General features: G+C 69.5%; 18 protein-coding genes and 1 pseudogene. 3 read left to right on the top strand and 16 right to left on the bottom strand.

Annotated features, from left to right (window positions below; genetic code table 11):
* Nucleotides 1–230 precede the first annotated feature (230 nt).
* The 7 genes and pseudogenes from EV665_RS14875 to EV665_RS14840 form a co-directional block, all read right to left on the bottom strand.
* Nucleotides 231–1,328, bottom strand: a complete 1,098-nt coding sequence (locus EV665_RS14875) for an aminotransferase class V-fold PLP-dependent enzyme (RefSeq protein WP_133034662.1) — start codon at nt 1,326–1,328, stop codon at nt 231–233.
* Nucleotides 1,318–2,115 carry an ABC transporter ATP-binding protein gene (locus tag EV665_RS14870; RefSeq protein ID WP_133034661.1) on the bottom strand — a complete coding sequence of 266 codons (798 nt, stop codon included), beginning with the start codon at nt 2,113–2,115 and terminating at the stop codon, nt 1,318–1,320. Before EV665_RS14870 ends, EV665_RS14875 begins: the two co-directional genes overlap by 11 nt.
* Nucleotides 2,112–2,888, bottom strand: a complete 777-nt coding sequence (locus tag EV665_RS14865) for an ABC transporter ATP-binding protein (protein ID WP_133034791.1) — start codon at nt 2,886–2,888, stop codon at nt 2,112–2,114. The genes EV665_RS14870 and EV665_RS14865 overlap by 4 nt, the downstream gene beginning before the upstream one ends.
* A 126-nt stretch (nt 2,889–3,014) precedes the next feature.
* Nucleotides 3,015–3,821: pseudogene (locus EV665_RS14860) on the bottom strand (ABC transporter permease); the annotation flags it as partial.
* Nucleotides 3,818–4,807: an ABC transporter permease gene (locus tag EV665_RS14855; protein ID WP_162853066.1), complete on the bottom strand. Its 990-nt coding sequence runs from the start codon at nt 4,805–4,807 to the stop codon at nt 3,818–3,820. The gene EV665_RS14855 and the pseudogene EV665_RS14860, both read right to left, overlap by 4 nt.
* Nucleotides 4,808–5,169: 362 nt before the next feature.
* A complete protein-coding gene (locus tag EV665_RS14845; protein ID WP_133034659.1) occupies nt 5,170–6,780 on the bottom strand; it encodes an ABC transporter substrate-binding protein in 1,611 nt (536 codons plus the stop codon).
* A gap of 279 nt (nt 6,781–7,059) precedes the next feature.
* Nucleotides 7,060–7,497 carry a TetR family transcriptional regulator C-terminal domain-containing protein gene (locus tag EV665_RS14840; protein WP_133034658.1) on the bottom strand — a complete coding sequence of 146 codons (438 nt, stop codon included), beginning with the start codon at nt 7,495–7,497 and terminating at the stop codon, nt 7,060–7,062.
* Here EV665_RS14840 and EV665_RS14835 point away from each other — a divergent pair.
* Together EV665_RS14835 and EV665_RS32645 are read left to right on the top strand one after the other, a co-directional pair.
* Nucleotides 7,484–8,047, top strand: a complete 564-nt coding sequence (locus EV665_RS14835) for a hypothetical protein (protein WP_210234639.1) — start codon at nt 7,484–7,486, stop codon at nt 8,045–8,047. The two genes, EV665_RS14840 and EV665_RS14835, sit on opposite strands and share 14 nt — an antisense overlap.
* Complete coding sequence (locus EV665_RS32645) at nt 8,031–8,246, top strand: hypothetical protein (protein ID WP_210234638.1); 216 nt, start codon at nt 8,031–8,033, stop codon at nt 8,244–8,246. The genes EV665_RS14835 and EV665_RS32645 overlap by 17 nt, the downstream gene beginning before the upstream one ends.
* Before the next feature lie 19 nt (nt 8,247–8,265).
* On the opposite strand, the gene EV665_RS14830 is transcribed toward EV665_RS32645, so the two are convergent.
* From EV665_RS14830 to EV665_RS14820, 3 genes are read right to left on the bottom strand one after another with little or no spacing between them, the layout of a single operon-like run.
* Entirely contained in the window at nt 8,266–9,315 is a 1,050-nt protein-coding gene (locus EV665_RS14830) for a glutathione synthetase (RefSeq protein ID WP_064333527.1), read from the bottom strand.
* A gap of 11 nt (nt 9,316–9,326) precedes the next feature.
* Nucleotides 9,327–11,180, bottom strand: coding sequence for a flavohemoglobin expression-modulating QEGLA motif protein (locus tag EV665_RS14825; protein WP_133034657.1), 1,854 nt, complete (start codon nt 11,178–11,180; stop codon nt 9,327–9,329).
* Nucleotides 11,177–12,010, bottom strand: a complete 834-nt coding sequence (locus tag EV665_RS14820) for an N-formylglutamate amidohydrolase (protein WP_133034656.1) — start codon at nt 12,008–12,010, stop codon at nt 11,177–11,179. The genes EV665_RS14825 and EV665_RS14820 overlap by 4 nt, the downstream gene beginning before the upstream one ends.
* 191 nt (nt 12,011–12,201) lie before the next feature.
* Between EV665_RS14820 and EV665_RS14815 the strand changes: the two genes are divergently transcribed.
* Nucleotides 12,202–13,248 carry a LacI family DNA-binding transcriptional regulator gene (locus EV665_RS14815; RefSeq protein ID WP_133034655.1) on the top strand — a complete coding sequence of 349 codons (1,047 nt, stop codon included), beginning with the start codon at nt 12,202–12,204 and terminating at the stop codon, nt 13,246–13,248.
* 97 nt (nt 13,249–13,345) lie between these two features.
* On the opposite strand, the gene EV665_RS14810 is transcribed toward EV665_RS14815, so the two are convergent.
* The 6 genes from EV665_RS14810 to EV665_RS14785 form a co-directional block, all read right to left on the bottom strand.
* Complete coding sequence (locus EV665_RS14810) at nt 13,346–14,935, bottom strand: metallophosphoesterase family protein (RefSeq protein ID WP_162853065.1); 1,590 nt, start codon at nt 14,933–14,935, stop codon at nt 13,346–13,348.
* A complete protein-coding gene (locus EV665_RS14805; RefSeq protein ID WP_133034653.1) occupies nt 14,932–15,573 on the bottom strand; it encodes a dual specificity protein phosphatase family protein in 642 nt (213 codons plus the stop codon). Before EV665_RS14805 ends, EV665_RS14810 begins: the two co-directional genes overlap by 4 nt.
* Nucleotides 15,570–16,415, bottom strand: coding sequence for an inositol monophosphatase family protein (locus EV665_RS14800; protein ID WP_133034652.1), 846 nt, complete (start codon nt 16,413–16,415; stop codon nt 15,570–15,572). Before EV665_RS14800 ends, EV665_RS14805 begins: the two co-directional genes overlap by 4 nt.
* Before the next feature lie 93 nt (nt 16,416–16,508).
* Complete coding sequence (locus EV665_RS14795) at nt 16,509–17,615, bottom strand: ABC transporter substrate-binding protein (RefSeq protein ID WP_133034651.1); 1,107 nt, start codon at nt 17,613–17,615, stop codon at nt 16,509–16,511.
* A 72-nt stretch (nt 17,616–17,687) separates the two neighbouring features.
* Nucleotides 17,688–18,809, bottom strand: a complete 1,122-nt coding sequence (locus EV665_RS14790; RefSeq protein WP_133034650.1) for an ABC transporter ATP-binding protein — start codon at nt 18,807–18,809, stop codon at nt 17,688–17,690.
* Nucleotides 18,809–20,635, bottom strand: coding sequence for an ABC transporter permease (locus EV665_RS14785; RefSeq protein WP_133034649.1), 1,827 nt, complete (start codon nt 20,633–20,635; stop codon nt 18,809–18,811). Before EV665_RS14785 ends, EV665_RS14790 begins: the two co-directional genes overlap by 1 nt.
* Nucleotides 20,636–20,745 lie beyond the last annotated feature (110 nt).

The following is a 20,745-nucleotide window of genomic DNA, read 5'->3' as shown; positions in this document are numbered from 1 at the left end:
AACGTTGCCGTTTTCCCCTTCTCCCCCATGGGGAGAAGGTGGCCCGAAGGGTCGGACGAGGGGGGAAGCATGCCGTCTTCCGCCTGCGCCGCCCCCTCAACCCGCTGCCGCGACCTTCTCCGCGTGGGGAGAAGGAGCAGGAGGCGCGCTTCCAACTCCTTATTCGATGCCCTGCGGGCGCCAGCGATTTTGTCCGTTGCACGCGCGGTGCCCGATTTCCTCGAACGGCTTCAATCCGCGCCGTAATGCGCGGCGACAGCCGCGGCCGCGGCGGCAAGATCCGCCGGGGCGCCGCATTTCTGCAGGGCGATGCCATAGGCGAGCACATTGCCGAGCACGCTATCGAAGCGCGCCCGGAGGCCCGTATGGTTGAGCCGCACCAGCCGCGCGGCACCGGGGCCGATGCCGGCGGACAGTTCCATGTCGAGCGGCGCGGCGGCGGCAAGGAAGGTCTCGGGATCGACGGCCTCGGGCAGCGCCGCGGTGGTGACGAGATGGGATGCCCGGCCGAAATCCGCCCAGGGACGGGCGCCGAGCGCCAGGAGGCCGTCGCGCGCCGCCGCCGCCGCCCGGACATGGCGGGCGAGCACGGCTTCCGCCCCCTCCGCCTCGAAGCGGTCGAGCGCGGCCTCCAAGGCGAAGAATTCCAGCGGCGCCGCTGTGCCGGGAAGCGCGCCGCGCCCGCTGTCGAGCCAGTCCCGGCGGTCGAGCAGGGAAAGCGTCGAGCTGCGCCGCCCGCCCGCCGCCGAAATCAGGGCCCAGGCCGCCTGGCTGACCGACAGCGCCGAGACGCCGGCCGGCCCGGCCAGCGCTTTCTGCGGGCCGATCACCGCGATATCGATGCCGAGTGCATCGACGTCGAGCGCATGCCCGCCCACCGAGGCGACCGCATCGACGATCGTCACGATGCCGCGGGCACGGGCCGCGGCGGCAATCTCCGCCAGCGGGTTGAGCACGCCGTTCGCCGATTCGGCATGGCAGAGGATGACGGCCTTCACTTCGGGATGGGCATCGAAGACCGCCTCCACGCTTTCGATGTCGATGGGCCAGGCGGGTTTGGCCGAGAGCGTGACGACATCCGCGCCGCCGCGCCGCAGCCAGTCGCCGAACCAGGCGCCGAACGGGCTGGTGACGATGTTGAGCGCCGTCAGCCCCGGCCGGGCGATGCTGGTCGCCACCGCCTCCAGCGCCACGACGGCCTCCGTCTGGAAGAGGAGGATGTCGTTGCGGGTCTTCAGGATGCGGGCGAGCCGGTCGGCGAGCGGGCCGAGGCGGTGGGGCGGGAAATCGGGGACATCGTTCAGGGCGTTCCAGCGGTCAGCGGCCATCGGGGCTTTCCTTGCTTTCCTGGGGTAGGAGGCGCGGCACGGCGCGGATGAGGGCGCGGGCGGCGGGCGATTGCGGATCGGCGATGACGCGGCCCGCCGGCCCGCATTCGACGATGCGTCCGGCCTCCATCACGGCGATGCGGTGGGAGAGCGCGCGCAGCACGGCAAGGTCATGCGAGACGAAGAGATAGGCGATGCCGCGCTCTTCCTGCAGCGTGGCGAGCAGGTGCAGGATGCGTTCGCGCACCGAGACGTCGAGCGCCGAGACCGCCTCGTCGAGCACGATCAGCGCCGGGCGCGTGGCGATGGCGCGGGCGATGGCGACACGCTGGCGCTGGCCGCCGGAAAGGTCGCGGACCGCGCGGCCGGCATAGGCGGCGGGCACGCCGACCCGATCGAGCAGGGCCTCGATCTCGCGCGGGCGCTCGCCCTTCGGCACTACGGCGTGGATGCGCAGGGGATCGTCGAGCGCGTCGGCGACGGTGGCGCGCGGATTGAAGGCGCCGGAAACGTCCTGGAACACCATCTGCATGCGGGCGCGGCGGCGGCGCAGGTCCGCGCCCGAAAGGGCGAGCCAGTCCTCGCCGGCGAAGCGCACGCTGCCGCCATCGGCCGGCACGAGCCGGGTGAGGATGCGTGCCAGCGTGGATTTTCCACTGCCCGAAGCGCCGGCAAGGCCGAGCGTCTCCCCCGCCGCTAAGCTGAGCGAGACATCGCGCAGCGCCTCCACGGTGCGGCCGCCGGAGGAAAAGCGCTTGCCAAGATCTTGCGCGACGAGAAGGCTCATGCGCCGATCTCCCCGACCAATGGTGGGGAGGCGAGGTCGCGATGGCTGGCGACCAGCATCTTCGTATATGTTTCGCGCGGTGCGGCCAGTACAGCCGCCGCCGGGCCGGTTTCGACGAGCGCCCCGTCCTTGAAGATCGCCACCCGGTCGGCAAAGCCGGCGGCCAGCGCGATGTCGTGGGTGATGAAGACGAGCGTCATGCCCGCCGCGCGCACCAGTTCGTCGAGCAGCGCGACAATCTCCGCCTGCACCACCATGTCGAGGGCGCTGGTCGGCTCGTCGGCGATGACGAGGCCCGGGCGGGCGGCGAGCGCGGCGGCGATCGCCACGCGCTGGCGCTGGCCGCCGGAGAGCTGGTGCGGATAGGCGGCGAGCAGCTTTTCCGGCTCGGGAAGGCGCACCCGCTCCAGCATGTCGAGCGCGCGGGCGCGGGCCTTGGGCCAGGAGAGGCCGAGATGCCGGCGCGCGCCTTCGGCCACCTGCTCGCCGATCGTCAGCACCGGGTTGAGGCTGGCGGAGGGGTCCTGCAGCACGAAGCCGAGATCGCGGCCGGGAAGCGGCGCGGCGCCCGCCGCCCAGCGCACCGTGCCCTCCACCTCGGCCCCTTCGGGCAGGAGCCCGGCCAGCGCCCGCGCGAGGGTGCTCTTGCCCGAGCCGCTCTCGCCGATGATCGCCAGCCGCTCGCCGGCGTGGATCGCAAGGGCGAGGTTCGTCAGGGCCGGTGTCTCCTGGCCGCGATAGGTGACGGAGAGGTTTTTCGTCCGGCAGAGCATGCCCTCCTCCCCCTGTTCGGCAGGGGGATTGTCGCCAGCGCCGGCCCCCCCCTCTGCCCGGCAGGGCAGAGGGGGGTACTTGCCGGCGCGCCGTGATTTCTTCCTTTCGACACTCGCTTCCCCCGCAAGCGCATTGGTCAGCCCCTCGCTGAGCAGATAGACGCCGACCACGGTCGCGACCAAAGCGAGGCCGGGGAAGATCGACAGGAAGGGCGAGGAGCGCAGGACGTTTCGTCCCTCGGCGATCATCGAACCCCAGGTGACGACATTGGGATCGCCGAGGCCGAGGAAGGAGAGCGCCGCCTCCGTCAGGATGGCGGTGGCGACGATGATGGCCGAGAGCGCCAGCACCGGGGGCAGCACGTTGGGCAGGATTTCCCGCAGGACGATCTCCACCGGATGCATGCCGGCAATACGCGCGGCGGCGACATAGTCCCGCCCGCGCACGGACAGCACCTCGGCGCGGGTGAGCCGCGCGGGATCGGCCCAGGCGCCGAGCGCGATGGCCAGCACCACGACCGGCACCGAGGCGCCGATGACGCTGACGAAGGCGAGCGCCAGGAGGAAGCTCGGCACGATCTGGAAGGCATCGACCACGCGCATCAGCGCCTCGTCGGCAATCCCTCCGGCAAAGCTCGCCGCAAGCCCCACCGAAAGGCCGATCGCCAGCGCCGCCAGCGCCGCGGCGAGGCCGACGAAGAGCGAGGTGCGCGCACCGTGCACGATGCCGGCCAGGACGTCGCGGCCGAGCCGGTCGGTGCCGAGCGGAAAGGCGGGGTCGGTGAAGGGCGCCGTCAGCGCCCGGCCGGCGATCTTCAGCGGATCGCCGGGGAAGAGGACGGGCGCCAGCAGCGCGAGAAGCGCGAGCAGGACGAGGATGGCAAGGCCGGTCGCCCCCTCCGGCCGGCGCAGCATGTCGCCGACAAGCTTCATGCGCCGCGCTCCGCGGTGCCGACGCGCGGATCGAGCGCGGCATAGACGATGTCGACGAGCAGATTGACGAGGATGACCAGCACGGCGCTCACGACGATGATGCCGCAGAGCAGCGCCGCATCGCGCCCGCTCACCGCCTCCTGCGCCAGGCGCCCGAAGCCGGGAATGGCGAAGATGCTTTCGATGACGACGCTGCCGCCAAGCATGGCGGCCGCCTGCAGGCCGAGCATGGTGATAAGCGGCAGGAGCGCATTGCGCGCCACATGGCGCAGGACGATGCGGGCGCGTGAAAGCCCCTTGGCGCGGGCGAAGAGCACGAAATCCAGCCGCCAGATGCCGGCCATGCCGGCGCGCATGACGCGTAGGAACAGCGCGGTATAGATGAGCGCCAGCGTGCCGACGGGCAGGACGAGATGCGCCGCGATGTCGGCGGCGCGGGAAAGGCCCGTGCGGCCCGAGGCGATCGTCTCGATGCCCGAGGTGGGCAGCCAGCGCAGTTGCACGGCGAAGACAATGGCAAGCACCAGGCCGAGCCAGAAGCCCGGTATGGCATAGACGACCAGCGAGAGGGTGGAGAGCAGCCGGTCGCGCAGGCTGCCCGGCCGCGCGCCGGCGAGGATGCCGAGCGTGGAGCCGAAGGCGAAGGCGAGCGCGGTGGCGCTTCCCATCAGGAGCAGCGTGTTCGGCAGGCGCTCGATGATCAGCCCGAGAACCGGCCGGTCGAAGGCGACGGACCAGCCGAGATCGAGCCGGGCGAGCGCGGAGAGATAGAGCCACAGCCGCGCCGCCATGGACTGGTCGAGCCCATAGGCCTGCCGCAGCGCCCCGGCGATCGCCGCATCCCCGCCGCCGATGGAGAGCAGGTAGGCATCGACCGCATCGCCCGCCGCCGTTTCCAGGAGCAGGAAGGTCATGACGACGACGATCAGCAGCACGGGAATGCTGCTGATCGCCCGGCGTGCGGTGAGGCGGAGGGCGCGGGTCACGGCGCTTGCCGCTGGGTTGCGGGCGTGGGGTGGAGCGAGCGTGATAATGCCCTGCGGCTTGCCGGCGGTCTCCGGCCCGAGGCGAGGGTATCGCCTATGGTGAAGGCACCCCCCTCTGTCCTGCCGGGCATCTCCCCCTCAGGGGGGGAGATTGGATGGAGCACCGTTTCGGTGCTCTCCGGCGTTGCCGGTTGAGCGAGGGGCTCGCCTCCTGCCGATCTCCCCCCTTGAGGGGGAGATGCCCGGCAGGGCAGAGGGGGGTAGCGAACTCCACCGTTCATATGCGGCCACCCTGCCTTGCCGGAGAAGTGGTCGGCTGGCCTGAAAGGGGATCCACGAAAGCGCCCGTCATGGCCCCACCGTCACGTCTTGAGCGCGGTATCGGCCCAGTTCGACACCGCCCAGCGCGGGTTGCTGGCGACGTTGAGCACGCTGTCGCGCGCCACCGTGATGAAGCCCCATTCGGCGACGTTGATCAGCGGCAGGTCGGCGGCGACCAGTTTCTGGAACTGGCGGTAGAGCGCGGTGCGGGCCGCCGTGTCGATCGTTTCGGCCGCCTTTGCGATGACGGCGTCGAGCTCCGCATTGGCATAGCCGCCCTGGTTGGAGAAGCCGACGCCGGCCGGAATGCCCGACTGCACCAGGATGGTCGTGGAGATCGCCGGGTCGCCGCGGAAGACCGGCGGGGCGACGGCGAGGTCGAAATCGTGATCGGTATAGACGGCCTTCTGGTGGGCGGCCGAATCCGCGTTCACCAGTTCCGCATCGATGCCGATGGCGGCGAGCGCCTGGCGGAGATAGTCGCCGAACTGGCGGGTTTCGTTGAAATAGGGCGCGGGGCGCAGCTTCAGCGTGAAGCGCGTGCCGTTCGCATCCTTCGCATAGCCGGCCTCGTCGAGCAGGGCATTGGCCTTGGCGACATCGAAGGCATAGACCGGCACGTCGGCCTCGTAGAATTGCGGCGCGTTCTTCGGCACCGGGCCGGTGGAGGCCTCGGCATAGCCGAGGAAGATGGTGTCGACGACGAAGGTCTTGTCGATGGCGTGGGCGATCGCCTGGCGCACCTTGAGGTCGGCGAGCTCCTTGCGGCGATGGTTGATCTCCACGACGAGCTGGTAGGTCAGCGCCTCGTAGCCCCTGGTGACGACCGCAAGGCCCGGCACCTTGGAGATGCGGTCGAGATCGGCGAGCGGCACGGCGGAGAAGGCGGCGAGCTGGATCTCCTCCGCCTCCAGCGCCGCGCCCGCCCCGGCGCGGTCCGGCAGCACGCGGAAGATGATCTCGTCGAGCTTCGGCTGGTCCTTGTCCCAATAGGCCTCGTTGCGCGTCAGGCGGTAATATTCGCCCGGCCTGTATTCGGCGAAGCGGAAGGGGCCGGTGCCGACGAGCTGGGTGTTCGCCGGGTTCGTCGCGATATCCGTGCCCTCGTAGAGATGCTTCGGGATGACGCTGCTGACGACCGGCAGGGCATTGCGGATGAGCTGGAGCGGCGTCGGCTTGGAAAAGCGGAAGACGGCGGTGGCGGCATCCGGCGTTTCGACGGTTTCGAGACGGGCGAAGACGATGCGGCCGAGATTCTGTAAGGGTTTCCAGACTTCGAGCGCCGAAAAGGCGACATCGGCGGAGGTGAAGGGCGTGCCGTCGTGCCAGGTCACGCCCTCGCGCAGGCGGAAGGTGACCGAAAGGCCGTCGTCCGATCCTTCCCAGCTTGTGGCAAGGCGCGGCGACAGCCCGTCCTCGCCCGTAAAGGCGGCCTCGGCCAGCGGCTCGATAACCTTGCTGGCGACGAAAAACACGCCGTTGGAGGCGACGATCGCGGGATTGAGGTTCTTCGGCTCGGAATCGGCCGCCACCACCAGCCGGCCGCCGGCTGGGGCGCTCTCGGCAAGGGCGATGGCCGGCAGCGCGGTCGAAGCGAGAAGGGCGGCGCCGGCCTGCAAGAACGAGCGCCGGGTGGGATTCGCGATCAGCATCTGTGTCTCCTGCGGTCAGCGTTTGCTGCCGATATTGGCGGCGATTCGCCGGTTAACATAGGCAGGAAATTCTCCTCTTGCCGCCGGCGACAACAAAATCTTGTCCGGGTGACATTCCGCGGCCGCATGCCCGTTGCGGATGGCGGGCGATCGCGCCGCCACGCCGCCTGCCGCTACGTCAGGAAGACGCCTGCCTGAGGCCGCATCCTGCCCATCGGCGGCTTCTGGAACGGCGGTGCTGGCCGGACAGGGGAATTCTGGACAATACCGTCCGTCGTTCTAGCCTTCCGGCCGCAGGAAGCGCCGGACCATGGTGGTGATCAGCGCCCGGCTCTCGTCGAAGCGGATGCCGGGCACCATCAGCGGCAGCATGGGGGCGGCGTCGACGATGGCGATCAGCATGGCGCTGGTGTGCTCGGGGTCGAGCGCCGGGTCCACCTCGCCGCGCGCCTGGCCGGCCTTCAGCACCTGCGACAGGAGCGCGCGCACGCCATCGGTGTTGCGGGCGAGGATGGCGCGGACCCGCTCGTTGCGCCCTGCCTCCGCCAGAAGCTCGAACAGGATGCGACAGTAGGCGGTGTCCCCCCAGCTCTCCATGCTCCAGATCTCCGACAGCAGCGCGGTCGCGGCATCGCCCGTCTCCTGCTGCCGGCCAAAGACGCCGTGCAGGCGCGCGAGGTACTCGTCCGCCATCTGCTCGACGATGCCTTCCATCATCGCCGATATCGGCGGCCAGACCTATTATGCTTGGGTGACGACGTCCTTCGTCGTCTCGGCCATCATCGCCCTGCTCTTCGCCTTTCTCGCGCAGCGCGCCTTTGCCGGCATGGGCGGTTTGCCGCACCGTACGCCCGTGCCCGTCGCCTCGCTCGTGCCGCTGGTGCTTGCCACTATCGCCATCAGCCTCAGCGCCATCGTGCCGATCGGCTGGCCGACACTGGCGACCGTCGGCGCCGGCCTCGCGCTCCTCGTCCTCTTCGTGCTCGTCGAGCGGCGCGCGCACAACACCATCCTGCCGCGTATCACCTACCGGCGCGACAATGCGCTGAAATGGGGCTATCTCACCGTCGCCGCGCTCAGCGCCGGCGTCATGGTGGAGACCTTCATCCCGCTCTTCAGCCAGCAGCTCGCCGGCGTCGGCCCGCTGGTCGGCGGCCTGCTCGGGGCGGTGCTCGCTCGCCTGGGTCGCGGTGCTGGCGCTGGCGGGCGCGGGCATCGGCCTTGCCTGGCCCCTGCTCGGCGTTGCCGCCATGAGCAGCACGCATGACCCGGCCGAGGGCGGCAAGGCGGCCGCCGCGATCACCACGGCCCAGCTCATCGCCTTCTCCGTCACCTCGGCGCTTGCCGGCACGCTGATGGCGGCTGGTGGGGACGTGGCGGTCGATGCGGCGCGCTATGTCGTGCTCGGCGTCGCGCTCCTGACGCTGCTCGGCATCCTCACCGCCGGCATCGCCACCGGGCGCTGAAACGTAAGGGGCATGCCGCTCACAGCGTGGCGAGCCGGCTGTTGTCCAGCCGGCCGCCATAGGCCGCGCGCATGGCGATCTTCTCCTCCAGCGCGGCGATGACCGTGTCGGAGAAGTTGGTCTCGTAGAGCTGCGCCAGATTGCCGAGCCCGCCCGGGGTGAAGACGTTGATCTCCAGGATCTTGTCGCCGACGATGTCGAGGCCGACGAGGAACATGCCGTCCTCGACGAGCTTCGGGCGCACCGCCTCGACGACGGCGAGCATGGCGGGTGTCACCTCCACCGGCGCCGGCCCGCCGCCGACATGCACGTTGGAGCGGATCTCGCCCTTGGCCGGCACGCGGCGGAAGGCGGCGTATTTGCCGTCGCGCATCAGCGGCCGGCCGTTCATCACGAAGAAGCGCACGTCGCCCTCGCTCGCCTCCGGCATGAAGCTCTGGGCGATGAGATAGCCCTCGCCGCTCACCGCCTCGAAGATCTGGTTGAGGTTCTGGTCGTCGGCCGAGGCGACCTTGAAGACGTTCTTGCCGCCCGAGCCCTGCAGCGGCTTGATGATCGCCCCCTTCTTCTTCTGCCCGGCGATGAAGCCGCGGATCTCCTCGATGCTCTTGGAGACCAGCGTGGCCGGGCGCACGGAGGGCGGGAAATCCTGCAGGTAGAGCTTGTTCTGCGCCTTGGCGAGGCCGGCCGGATCGTTGACGACCAGGGTGCCGCGCAGCGCCGCAAGCCGCCCGAACAGCGCCCCGGCATGGGCCGCCCAGGGCCGGTCCGTCACGTCGAGCGAGGGGTCGTTGCGCAGGAACAGGACGTCGATCTCCGCGACGTCGAAGATGCGCGTCTCGGTGTTCTCGCCCTGCAGGTCCTTGTGCAGCGTCTCCGGCTTCTTGTAGCCCGAGGAGGGCAGCACCAGGCCGCGCACGGCAAGGCTGTCATCCGCGCGCAGCACGAAATCGCCCGGCGTGACGTAGCAGATCTCGTGGCCGCGGTTGAGCGCGGCGAGCGCCAGCGTCGTCGTGGTGAACTGCGGGGTTTCGTCGGCAATCGAGTTGACGAAGAAAGCGATGCGCATGGAGAGCCTCCTCAGGCGATGAGATCGAGGGGTGAAAGACCGGCACGCAGCCGGGCAAGGCGCTCGTCCGCGCCCTTGGCGGTCATGAATTGCGGTGTCAGGCGGGGCGCCTTGAGCAGGCCGCGCAGGCTGAGCTCCTGCATGACGGCGAAATGGCGGGCCGCGATCTTGCCGAGCCAGAACGGTTCGAGATCGCCGCCGCCGCGCAGATGCGCGAGGATTTCCAGCAGGCCGCGCAGATAGACCGCATCCTTGGCAAGGCCGCCGCCGCGGTGGAGGCGAAGCGCGATGTTGAAGGCGGCGGGCGGGGTAAAGCCATGCTCGCTCGCCAGCAGCCGGTAGGTCTCCACGAAACCGGCCCCGCCCAGCATGGCGGCGCAGGCGACCACCCGCGCGGCGATCAGCCGGAGGCGGGCCGTCGTCATGCCGCCGACGAGATATTCCGCCAGCACCGCCAGCCCCTCCTGCGCGCCCTCGTAGCCGGCAAGGCCGGACCGGAAGAGCCGCAGCCCGTGGCCGGAGCCGTTGCAATAGGTCAAGAGATGCACGCCGACCTCGTGGCTCAGCAGCGCCTCGACCCGCTCGCGCGCCATCGTCGTGGTGCGGGCGATCAGCAGCCGGTCGCTCGACACCATCAGCCCCGGCGGAAGGTCGTTGCGCACCTCGACGCTCGGCGCGAAGGCGGAGAACTGCGCGCTGTAGCGATCGATCATCGCCCGCGCCCGCCGCTCGACATAGCGATGGTCCACCTCCTGCGGGGCTGCCTTGCGACCGGGCTTGGCGGTCGCCTCCAGGATATCGACGGCGACCTTCGCCAGCCGGCCGTCGACGGAGCCGTAGAGCGCCCGGCTCATCTCGACGAAGCGGGCATCCTCGCGGGCGGCGAGCATGGAGAGCTGGAGGTCCAGTTCCTGCTGCTTCTCGCCGTAGAGCCGCTCCAGCACCGGATCCTCGAACCGGTCGAGGGCAATGGAGAACAGCGCCTTCTTGCGCGCGGCGATTTCGATGGCGAGCGGGCGGTAGAGAAAGGTCGGCGCGCGCTCGCAGCCGGCCGCGCGGAAGGCTTCGAAGGCCGCGTCGGCATTGATCGGCGTCACCGCGAGCAGGAAATCGAAGCTGGCGGCGATGTCGTCCATGGCGCGGTCGGCGCGCGCCACCGCCTCGACGAAGACGCGCCGTCCGAGCGCCCGGTGGGTGGCGGGCGCCAGCGCCGTCTCGCTGCGGGCGAACTGGCCGGCGGCCCGCAGCCCGGCATCGACCAGCCGGGCGACCAGCCGGCCCTGCAGTTCCGGATAGACGGCGCGCGAGGTCGGCACCCGGTAGATCGGCGCGACGCGCACGGTGAGTGTCGGGATATCCGGCAGGCGCCGGGCAAGGCCCGCATGGGGATCCTCGGCAAGCGTCGGCCGCGCGATGCGCGGCGCGCGGTAGCGGCCGTCGATCTTCTCCACCGCGCCGACGAAGGCCGACTGCGCGCGCTCCGCCGCCACATCGGGCGAGGCCGAGACGCTGATCTCGAAGGGCGCGAGATAGGGCGTGTCCGCGGCGAGCTGGTCGCGCGCGAGCTCACCGAAATCGAGCACGAGGAAGGCGCCGAATTCCTCGCGCATCCGTTCGCCGACGAGGCGCACGATGGCCGCGGCGTCGGAGAGGTTGCCCGCCAGGAGATAGGCGGCATTGGCCATGGTGGCTGCGCGGGCCGCAGGAGCCGAGCGCCGGTTCACATGCACGGCGAGAAACGGCAGCGGGCGATCGAGGTGGAGCCGGCCGCGGCGCGGCAGGTCGAGGCGGACGGGAAGGCCGCGCTCCAGTGCCTCGGTGACGGCAGCGAGCGGGTCCACCGCCTTGCGGGCACGCCCGCTCATGGCCCGTCCCCGCCGGGCATGGCCCGGAGAGCGCCTTCGAGCACCGGCAGGCTGGCGCGGATGGCGGCGCGAAAGGCGGCAATCGCTTCCCGGTCCGGCGCGCCCGTCCATTCGTCCATGAAGATCTTCTTGAACTCCACGGCGATGGCGCAGCCGCGGCCGGGGAAATGCTGGTGGACGAAGCGCGTCTGCTCGCCCTTGCCGGCAAAGGCGACGTTTTCCCGGACATCGAGTTGCCGCCCGGGGAAAGGCTGCGCCCGCAGGCAGGCCATGAAGGCATCGACCACCGGCGCCCAGAACGCCCTGTCCATGGAGAAGGTGCCGATATTGATGTCGGGTGCGTCGGCCTGCGCGGTCGTCGGCCCGTCGGGGCCGGCCCGGCGATGGTTGTAGCTGTGCATGTCGAGGAGGACGAAGCGGCCATGGGCACGCGCCATGTCCGCAAGCAGGGCCTTCAGCATGGCATAGTAGCCGTCGTGCTGGCCGAGCAGGCGCTCCAGCACTTCGTGGCCGGGCGGTTCGACCCAGATGTCGAGGCCCCAGGCCTGTTCCGGGCGCAGATAGACGGCGCCGTCGCGCGGCCGGTTCAGGTCCACCTCGAAGCGTGAGCGATGGACGACGATCCGGTTGTTCATATCCGCGATGAAGGCGGCGGTGAAAGGGTCCTCCTCGCGCAGCCGGCCGGCAGCGTCGAGCTTCATGCGTGCCGCAAGGTCGCTGCGCAGCAGGTGGCCGTCGTGAATGGCGGTGCCGATGACCGGCGACTGGCCGCGTGCAACGCTCCAGAGCGCCCCTTCCCGCCGTTCATCGCTGTCGATCAGGTCCGTCATGCAGCCATAACGCGAAAGACGATTTCGAGTTCCCTTGCCTGCGCGAGGTCGATACAGTGCACCTTGCACAGCCGTGCGAAAACCCGCGCAAGACCGATGGCGGGAAAGGCGGTGCGATCCCGCGATTTCACGCTTTTCCGGGGAAATTCATCACGCTGCGGCTTTGCACAGGGCAAAGAATATGCGCAAGTATGCACAAACGTATCCGGAGGCAGGAAGACGTGACGACATCCAGGTCCAGGCCGAAAAAGGCCTCGGTCAGCGCCATTCGCGTGGCCGAGCTCGCGGGCGTCTCGCGTTCGGCCGTCTCGCGCACCTTCACCGACGGGGCCAGCGTTTCGCCGGCGACGCGCGCCAAGGTGCTCGCGGCGGCGGAAAAGCTCGGCTACCACGTCAACCACCTAGCGCGCGGGCTGATCCACCACCGGTCCGGCATCGTCTGCATGATCGTGGCGGAGCTGCAGGCGCCCTTCCATTCCAATGTGGTGGAGGTCACCACGCGCAAGCTGCAGGCGATCGGCAAGGTGGTGATGGTGCTGAACACGGCCGGCCAGCCGGACAATGTCGAGGCGGCGCTGCGCCAGACGCTGAACTACCGCGCCGACGCCACGGTGGTGGTGTCCGGCGCGCCGCCCGTCTCGCTGATCGAGACCTGCATCGAGAACGGCCAGCGCGTCATCCTCATCAACCGCGACGACCCGATCGAGGGGCCGGAGATCGTGCTGGTGGACAATGAGAGCGCGGCGCGCGAGGCCTGCCTCATGCTGCACCGGGCCGGCTGCCGGCGCCTTGCCGTGGTCAGCTCGACGGCGGGCACGCCGAGCATCGTGACGCGCGAGCAATCCTTCGTCGCCGCTGCCGCCGAGCTCGGCCTCGAAGCGCAGGTCAGCCGGGCCGGGCCGACCAGCTACGCGACCGGCGCGGAAGGCGCCCGCCAGCTGCTCGGCGCCTCCAGCCGGCCGGCCGGCGTGTTCTGCGTCACCGACCTCCTGGCGCTCGGCTTCATGGACGTGGCGCGGCTGGAATTCCGCCTCGACATTCCCGAGGCGCTCTGCGTCGTCGGCTTCGACGACATCCCGCAGGCCGGCTGGATCGGCTACAACCTCACCACCTTCCGCCAGCCGATCGGCGAGATCGCCGACCATATCGTCGCCATCATCGAGAAGGACGAGGCCGACCCTGCCCCGCCCAAGCGCCTGCCGACGCAGGTCGCCTGGCGCAAGAGCGTGCGGCCCTAGAATCTGTCAGGTTCATTCCGGACCTGACAGATTCCAGGTTTCTTTGTTTTCGTTTGTCTCTTCGGGAAAACCGGTTCCCACTTTTCCCTGACAAACTCTAAAGCGCCCGGACGACGAGGTCGGGCAGGCTGAGGGCGAAATCCCGGTTCGGCGGGCGGTCGAGATAGGCGCGCATCATGCGCAGCAGCGTGGAAAAGCGGGCCGGCAGGCCGTCGCCCTCGATATGCGGCGCCCTTGCGCAAAGATCGCGGTAGAAGGCCAGCCGGTCGGGCGCGATGTCCGCATGGCTGAGCTCGCCCGCCTTGCGCAGCCGATACCAGTCCTCGACGAGTTCATTCAGGCCGAAGGCCGGCGCGCCGGCGGCGGCGAGCTCGAGCGCTTCGAGAAGGTCGGCGACCGTCGCCGTACGCACGAACTCCACCATGTCGCGCGGCCATTCGCGCGCGAGGTAACGCCCGTGCACGAGATTGACGAGATGGCGGCTGAGGAAGGTGCCGTGGTCGGGCGCTGAGCTCGCGGCGGGCTCTTCCGCCCCTTCCCGCGCCGCCTCGGTGCGATAGGCCGCAAAGGCCGCGTCGTGGCCGGGCACCTGCCGGAGGCAGAGCGTGCGGATCTCGCTGCGATCGGCGTAGAGGTCGACGATCTTCAGGCCCGGGCCGTAGCCGACCGGCGAGGGAACCGCGATATTGACGAAGCGCCCCGCGCCCGTTTCGTGCCGCGCCGTGTCGTTGACATGGAGATGGCCGGAGAAATGCAGGGGAACGCCGGTCGCGGCAAAGGCATCGGCCACCGCGGCCGTCGGCGCGCGGCGGGCAAGGCCGGTGGCGCCGAACAGCGCGACCTCCTCGCTCGACACGCCGCCGAGCGGATCGAGCGCCGGATAGTGCGAGAAGGCGAGGAGCCGCTTGCCCCTGGCCTTCGCCCGCGCTGCCACATCCGCCATCCAGGAAAAGAGATGGGCACGATGCGCGAGCACGGCCCGCCAGCCGCCGTCGGTCGGATCGTGGAACTCTCCGGGATCGGCAAGGTCGCCCGCCCCGTCGCGCGGCACGCAGACATTGGCGTCGATGGCGAGCACCCAGAGGCCTTCCACCGGCTCGACGAGATAGGAGGAATCGATCATCCGGCAGCGCGTGCCGCCGCCCGGGCTCACCGCCTCGTAGCTGCGGGCCTCCCAGGCCGGATCGGTGCCGAAGGGGCTTTCCCAGTGCAGGTCGCCCGCCTCGGGCATGAAGCCGAGGCCGGAGAGCATGGCGAGCGCCTCCGCCGTGCCGAGCGTCGCCGCCTCCGGGCAATCGGCGCTTCTGAGGAGCAGCGGCGTGCCGTCGGCCATCAGGAAGCTCTTGTCCTGCGGCCGGCCGGCCAGGGCGTAGAAATCGTGGTTGCCGGGGGTCATCAGCACGCGGATGCCGTGGCGCTGGCGGTACTCCTCAACAAGGGCGAGCGCCGCGCGGATGTTCGGCCGCTGGCCGTCGTCGGTGAGATCGCCGACGAGGAGCACGATCCTTGCGCCGGCCTCGGCGACGCGGTCCAGCGCCGCGCGGAAAGCGGGGATGCTCTCGTTGAAGACACGCGTCGAGGCGGCGGTTTCAGTGAAGCTGCGGATGGCGCCGGGCAGGCCGGAACCATCAGGTATCCAGGCGCAGTCATGCACATGCGGATCGGCGATGACGGCGATGCGGATCATGCGGTGGCCCTTGCGAGGGCGGCGGCGCGGGCGCGGTCGGCCTCGACGAGGCGCACCCAGCCGGCGGCGCTTTCGGCGGCGGCGACCAGCATGGGCTTCGGCGTCTCGTGCCATTCGTCGGGACGCAGCTCGCGCTTCACCCGCACATGGTCGACGGCGGAGCCAAGCGTCGGGAACTCGCCGGGGATCTGCAAATGCAGCAAGAGCGCGGCGAGGATCACCGAGCGCGAGCGCCCCGCCCGGCAGTTGACCAGCACGTTGCCGCGCTCGCGCATCGGGTAGCTCGGCTTTTCCGGCAGGACCTGCTGCAGCGCGCCGAGGAGCTGGTAGTAGCCCGCAAGGAACATCGTGTCGGGATTGCCGGGGCCGTCGACGATGCCGAGCTTGTAATAGCGGATGGGCGCCGGTCCGTAGCCGACGCGGCTGTCATGCGAGACCTCGTCGGGCGCCGCGACATAGTTGAAGTCGAGATTGACCGCGCAGTTGAGCACGGTGGAAATGCCGTTCTCGCGCAGCAGCGGCACGTCCGACGCCCCCTCGCGGCCGCCGACGAAGAGATCGACGCCGAAGCCCGGCAGGTTCTCGTAGACGCGGCTGATCGGCGGGCGATCGTAGTGGCGGGTGGGTTTGTCGGTCATGCGGTTCTCCGATGCTCTTCTTGCGCCGTGGCCAGAAGGTCCGGCCCGGTCAGAAGGGGAATGCCCGTCGCCTCCGACAGGGTGGCGGCGACGCCGGGCGCGGCGGCCAGCACCGCCGCGCCGGCGGTCAGCCCGCCGAGCGACAGGAACGGCCCCGTCACCCCGCCCGCCTCGCGCACGAGGAGGAGGCCGGCAAGGCAATCCCAGGAATTCATGTGCAGCTCCGCATAGCCGTCGCTGCGCCCGTCCGCAACATAGGCGAGCCCCAGCGCCCCGCAGGCGCCGCGCCTGACATTGCTGCCCGCCTCGAACAGCGCGTTGAGCGCGCCGATATAACAGGCGAGCGGCCGGCGGTTCGACCAGCCCATCTCGAAGGAGGTGGCGGTGATGTCGGTCGTGGCGGCAACGCGGATCGGCGTCCCGTTGCGATGCGCCCCGCGGCCGAGGCGGGCGAAATGGACCTCGTCCAGCACCGGGTTGACGATGGCGCCGAGCTGCACCTCGCCCCTGGCGATGAAGGCGATGGCGACGCAGAAATGCGGGATCGCCCGGGCGAAATTGGCCGTGCCGTCGATGGGATCGACCACCCAGGCCTGCGCGCCCGGCTCGCCGCCGCCCTCCTCGCCGAGGAAGCCGTCCTCGGGGAATGCCTCCGATATCCGGGCGCGCAGATGGTCTTCCACCTGCCCGTCGGTCTCCGTCAGGTAGTCCTGCGGGCCCTTCATGCTGACCGCCTGCCCCGTCTGCCGGGCAAAGCCGGCGCGGGCAAGCTCCGCCGCCTCGCGGACAAGCGCGTGCAGGAAGGCCTCCCGGCGGTCGATCGCCCCCTCGTCAATGCTCATGTGCCCTGTCTTTCCTGCCCTGTTCGTTTTCATCTCATCGTTGCCGCCGCAAGGGCGGCAGGCGGGCCGGGGAACGGCCCGCCCGTCTTTCGCTCAGCGCTTGTAGTGGACGCGCCAGAAATCCTGCCAGTCCTGCCGGCTGTCCCAGTCTTCCAGGCCCGTGGCGGGGTCGTAGTTCAGCAGGGCATCGAGATGCTTGCCGATGCCCGACGGCTCGTCGTCCGGCAGGCCGACCGTGCGGTTGCTGGACAGCTTGCCGTCCTCGGCCTGCGGCGCGATGCCCTCGGCCGTCATGGCATAGTGGACGAAGAGCTTTGCCGTGTTCGGGCTGTCCGAGCCCTTGACGATGACGCCGACCGTCGGGTTGGAGAAGCCGATGATCGGATCCACCCCGGCGCACAGGCCGAGCGAGAAGCCCTTGCCCGCATTGTCGCGGAACTTGGCCGAGGCGACGAGGCCGACGAAGGGCTCGCTCTGGCCGGGCGCGGCGACGGCCTCGCCGGCGGCGGAATCGGAATCCGTCAGCAGCGGGCCGTTGGCGGCAAGCGCCGCGACGAAGGCCTCGGTCGCGCTGCCGAGGTCGGTTTCCAGCGTCTTGCCGTACTGCTTCTCGTAGGCGGCGGCGATCTTGTCGTCGATGCGGCTGCGCATCTGGTTGAACCAGTCGGTGTAGGACGGCTTGCCGAGCGGGTCCTGCATGGCGACCTTGCCCTTCCACTCCGCCTCGGTGAGCTGCCAGATATTGGTGATCGGGCATTTGTCGTAGAGCTTGGTGTTGTAGGCGAGGAAGTTCGGGCTCGACACGACGAGCAGCGGGTCGTGCGCCTCGGGCGAGATGTCCTTGGCCAGATCCGGCGGCACCCAGTTCTCCACGAAGCCGGCGGGCATCAGCTGGCCGACCACCGCCGAGGGGTCGGAGATGAAGGACACGTCCGTCTGGATGTTGCCCTTCTGGGATTCGCGGATGATCGTTTCGAGCTGCGCGGTGGCCTTGGATTTCGAGCCCTCCGCCTTCAGCCCGTATTTGGCGTTGAACGCCTCGACCATGTCGACGATCTTGCCGGTGCTGTCATAGACCGACAGCGGCGGCTCCTTCTTCGCCGCCTCGACCAGCGCGTCGAGGTTGAAGTCCTCCGCCAGCGCCCCGCCGGCCATGCATAGCGCCAGCGCGGCGCCTGCCAGTAAACCGTATTTCCGCATGTTTTCCTCCTCCAGCTTCGCCCCATCCGTCTCTTCCCATCGGATGGCGCGGGTTTCAGTTTCCGTTTCGGTTCAGGCGGCGCGCGCCAGCGTGTCGTCCGCGCCGGCAAGCCGCAGGCCCGCTGCGTCGAAGACGTGCATGGCCGTCGGCCGGGCATGGACGAAGACCCGTTCGCCGCCCTTCAGCACCGGGCATTCGGTGGTGGTGGCGAAGAGGGCGCGGCCGTCGACCTTCAGTTCGATGATCCAGCTTCCGCCGGTCGGCAGGATGCCGGTGACTTCGGCCGCATGGCGGAAGCTGTCGCCGGGAACGGCAGCCTCCGAGCGCGCGATCTGCAGGGCTTCGGGCCGAAAGCCCACCGAGCCGACCCCCGCGCTCTCGCCGAGCCGACCGGCGAGCCAATGCGATGCGGCGCGATCCAGCGCATGGCCGGTCGCGGTTTCGAGAATGTTGATCGGCGGACTGCCGACGAATTCGGCGACGAAGCGGTTGGCCGGCCGGTCGTAGATGTCGTTGGGCGTGCCGATCTGCTGCAGCCGGCCCTCGTTCATGACGGCGATGGAGGTGGCGAGCGTCATCGCCTCCCACTGGTCGTGCGTGACGAAGACGATGGTGGTGCCGAAGGCGGCATGGATGCGCTTCAGCTCGGCGCGCATTTCGAGCCTCAGGCGCGCGTCGAGGTTGGAAAGCGGCTCGTCGAGCAGCAGCACGCCGGGATTGACCGCCAGCATGCGGGCGAGCGCCACGCGCTGCTGCTGGCCGCCGGAGAGCTGCGAGGGGTAGCGGTGCCGGTACTTCTCGATGTCCAGCGCCTTCATGACCTCGGTCACACGCGCCTCGCGCTCGGCCTTCGGCACCTTGCGCAGGCGCAGGCCAAAGTCCGTGTTGCGCTCGATGGTGAGGTGCGGCCAGAGCGCATAGGACTGGAAGACGAGGCCCATGCCGCGCTTTTCCGGGCCGATGAAGGCGCCGCGTGCCGGACTGTCGACGATCTTCTCGCCGACGCCGATCTCGCCGTCCGTCAGGTTCTCCAGCCCGGCGATCATGCGCAGCGTCGTCGTCTTGCCGCAGCCGGATGGGCCGAGCAGGCACATGAACTCGCCGTCGTGGATGTGAAGGTCGAGGTCGCTCACCGCGTTGGGCGAGCCGGCGCCGTAGGATTTCTGCACATTGCTGAGAACGATATCGGGCATCAGTTTCCAAGTCCCTCGGCAAGGTTGGTGCGGGTGATCCGCTGGGCGAGCACCGTGCCGCCATAGGCAAGGCCGGCGATGATCAGCACCACGGCATTGGCGGCCTGGGTGTAGTTGTAGTCGACGAGGCGCAGCGAGAAGGTCGTCAGCACGTCCGTGGCGGGCACGGCGAGGATGACGAAGAGGCTGAGCCCCTTGATGCCCGAGATGAAGGGCAGCAGGATGCCGGTGACGAGCGAGCCCTTCTGGATCGGGATGACGATGGACGTCATGCGGCGGAACCAGCCGGCGCCGACGATCTGCGCCGCCTCCTCCGGGTCCTTGCCGAGCTGCATCATGGCCGAGATGCCGGCGCGGGACGCATAGGGCATCTGGTCCGCCATCAGGGCGAGGATGAGGATCAGCGTCGTGCCGTAGAGGCCGGGGATCGGCCCGCGCTGCACGGCGAAGAGCGAGAGATAGGCGGCTGCGAAGGCGATGCCGGGCACCAGATAGGGCATGAAGGTGACCTGTCGCAGGAAGATCGCCAGCGGCCGGATGGTGGTGCGCACCACGACATAGCCGGTGAGCACGCCGAGGATGCCCGAGCAGACCGAGGCGATGCCGACGATCGTGATCGTGTTCCACGCCGCCTGCCAGAGATCGGGGCTGAGCAGGATGCCGGTGCGCATGGCGACCGTCGGCAGGTCCCGGCCGATCCAGTAATCGAGCGTGAAGTTCGACAGGGCGAAGCTGCCGGGCTGGTGCATGACCGTCGAGAGCGCCAGCGTCAGGAGCGGCATGCCGACGGAGACGATGAAGATGGCGGCGGCAAAGCCGCTGGCCGGCCAGCGCCAGGATTTCAGCCGCGACAGCCGGTTCATCGCGCCCTTGGAGCCGACGGTGACGAAGCGGCGCGCCTCGCGGGCGAGATGCGCGTCGATCATGATGGCCAGAACGCCGATCAGCATGATGGCGCCGGCGAGCACGCCCGCAACGCCGGTCTGTCGCGAGCCGATGGAGCGGTAGAGCGAGGTCGCCAGCACGTCGAACTTCACCGGCAGGCCGAGCACATAGGGCACGCCGAACTCGCCGAGGCATTTGGCGAAGATGAGCAGCACCGCCGACAGCAGCGCGGGGCGCATCAGCGGCAGGATGATCTGCAGCGCGACCACCCGGCCCGGCGCGCCGAGAATGCGCGCGCTGTCCTCAAGCTGGCTGTCGAAGCGGCGCAGCGCCGAGCCGAACAGCAGGATGACGAAGGGGGTATAGTGCAGCGCGAGGATGATGGTGATCGGCACCTGGCCATAGGCGAGCCAATCGGGTGGCGACAGTCCGATCGCCTCGAACCAGCCCGGCTGGCCGCCGACGGTGCGGTTCTTGAACAGCGTCGTCCAGGCGAGCGCGAAGGTCCAGGCCGGCAGCATGTAGGGCACGATGAGGGCGGTGGCGAACCAGCGGCGGCCGAACATGTCGGTGCGGGCGATCAGCCAGGCGAGCACGCCGCCGACCGACAGCGAGATGGCGATGGCGCCGAAGGCCACCTTCAGCGTGTTGAGGAGCGGTTCCCAGAAGAGATCGTGCGCGACGGGCGAGGCGAAGGCGCGGTAGAGATAGTAGATGGTGACGCTGCCCGTTTCGCCCGCCGTGCGCCGCTCGTCGCCGAACTGCACGGTGGCCGCGTCCGAAAGGATCGACAGGATCGGCACCACGATGAGATAGGCAAACAGCGCCGCCATCAGAACGGCGATCACCGTCGTCGGCTCGCGTAGCGCCAGCCGCAATCTGTAGCGCCAGCGCGCGCCGCCAACGGGCGCCGGCGCTACAGCCGCATCAGACGTGGCCATGGAGCCCGCCTTGTGCGTTGCGGCACGTTTTTTCAACAGTCTTCGCAAAGCCGTGCAATGCTTCCTCCCCTACCAGCTTCCGCCGGCCACCGCACCGAATTCGACCAAAC

Origin of the sequence: Shinella granuli (genome assembly GCF_004341885.1) — a bacterium.
Classification (GTDB): domain Bacteria; phylum Pseudomonadota; class Alphaproteobacteria; order Rhizobiales; family Rhizobiaceae; genus Shinella; species Shinella granuli.
This window is presented reverse-complemented; position numbering and strand designations above follow the sequence as displayed.

Bases quoted from the DNA above. Each gene is read 5' to 3' on its own strand.
- EV665_RS14875 (WP_133034662.1), bottom strand. From the start codon at position 1,328: ATGGCCGCTGACCGCTGGAACGCCCTGAACGATGTCCCCGATTTCCCG.
- EV665_RS14870 (WP_133034661.1), bottom strand. From the start codon at position 2,115: ATGAGCCTTCTCGTCGCGCAAGATCTTGGCAAGCGCTTTTCCTCCGGC.
- EV665_RS14865 (WP_133034791.1), bottom strand. From the start codon at position 2,888: ATGCTCTGCCGGACGAAAAACCTCTCCGTCACCTATCGCGGCCAGGAG.
- EV665_RS14845 (WP_133034659.1), bottom strand. From the start codon at position 6,780: ATGCTGATCGCGAATCCCACCCGGCGCTCGTTCTTGCAGGCCGGCGCC.
- EV665_RS14835 (WP_210234639.1), top strand. From the start codon at position 7,484: ATGCCTTCCATCATCGCCGATATCGGCGGCCAGACCTATTATGCTTGG.
- EV665_RS14840 (WP_133034658.1), bottom strand. From the start codon at position 7,497: ATGATGGAAGGCATCGTCGAGCAGATGGCGGACGAGTACCTCGCGCGC.
- EV665_RS32645 (WP_210234638.1), top strand. From the start codon at position 8,031: ATGAGCAGCACGCATGACCCGGCCGAGGGCGGCAAGGCGGCCGCCGCG.
- EV665_RS14830 (WP_064333527.1), bottom strand. From the start codon at position 9,315: ATGCGCATCGCTTTCTTCGTCAACTCGATTGCCGACGAAACCCCGCAG.
- EV665_RS14825 (WP_133034657.1), bottom strand. From the start codon at position 11,180: ATGAGCGGGCGTGCCCGCAAGGCGGTGGACCCGCTCGCTGCCGTCACC.
- EV665_RS14820 (WP_133034656.1), bottom strand. From the start codon at position 12,010: ATGACGGACCTGATCGACAGCGATGAACGGCGGGAAGGGGCGCTCTGG.
- EV665_RS14815 (WP_133034655.1), top strand. From the start codon at position 12,202: ATGCACAAACGTATCCGGAGGCAGGAAGACGTGACGACATCCAGGTCC.
- EV665_RS14810 (WP_162853065.1), bottom strand. From the start codon at position 14,935: ATGATCCGCATCGCCGTCATCGCCGATCCGCATGTGCATGACTGCGCC.
- EV665_RS14805 (WP_133034653.1), bottom strand. From the start codon at position 15,573: ATGACCGACAAACCCACCCGCCACTACGATCGCCCGCCGATCAGCCGC.
- EV665_RS14800 (WP_133034652.1), bottom strand. From the start codon at position 16,415: ATGAGCATTGACGAGGGGGCGATCGACCGCCGGGAGGCCTTCCTGCAC.
- EV665_RS14795 (WP_133034651.1), bottom strand. From the start codon at position 17,615: ATGCGGAAATACGGTTTACTGGCAGGCGCCGCGCTGGCGCTATGCATG.
- EV665_RS14790 (WP_133034650.1), bottom strand. From the start codon at position 18,809: ATGCCCGATATCGTTCTCAGCAATGTGCAGAAATCCTACGGCGCCGGC.
- EV665_RS14785 (WP_133034649.1), bottom strand. From the start codon at position 20,635: ATGGCCACGTCTGATGCGGCTGTAGCGCCGGCGCCCGTTGGCGGCGCG.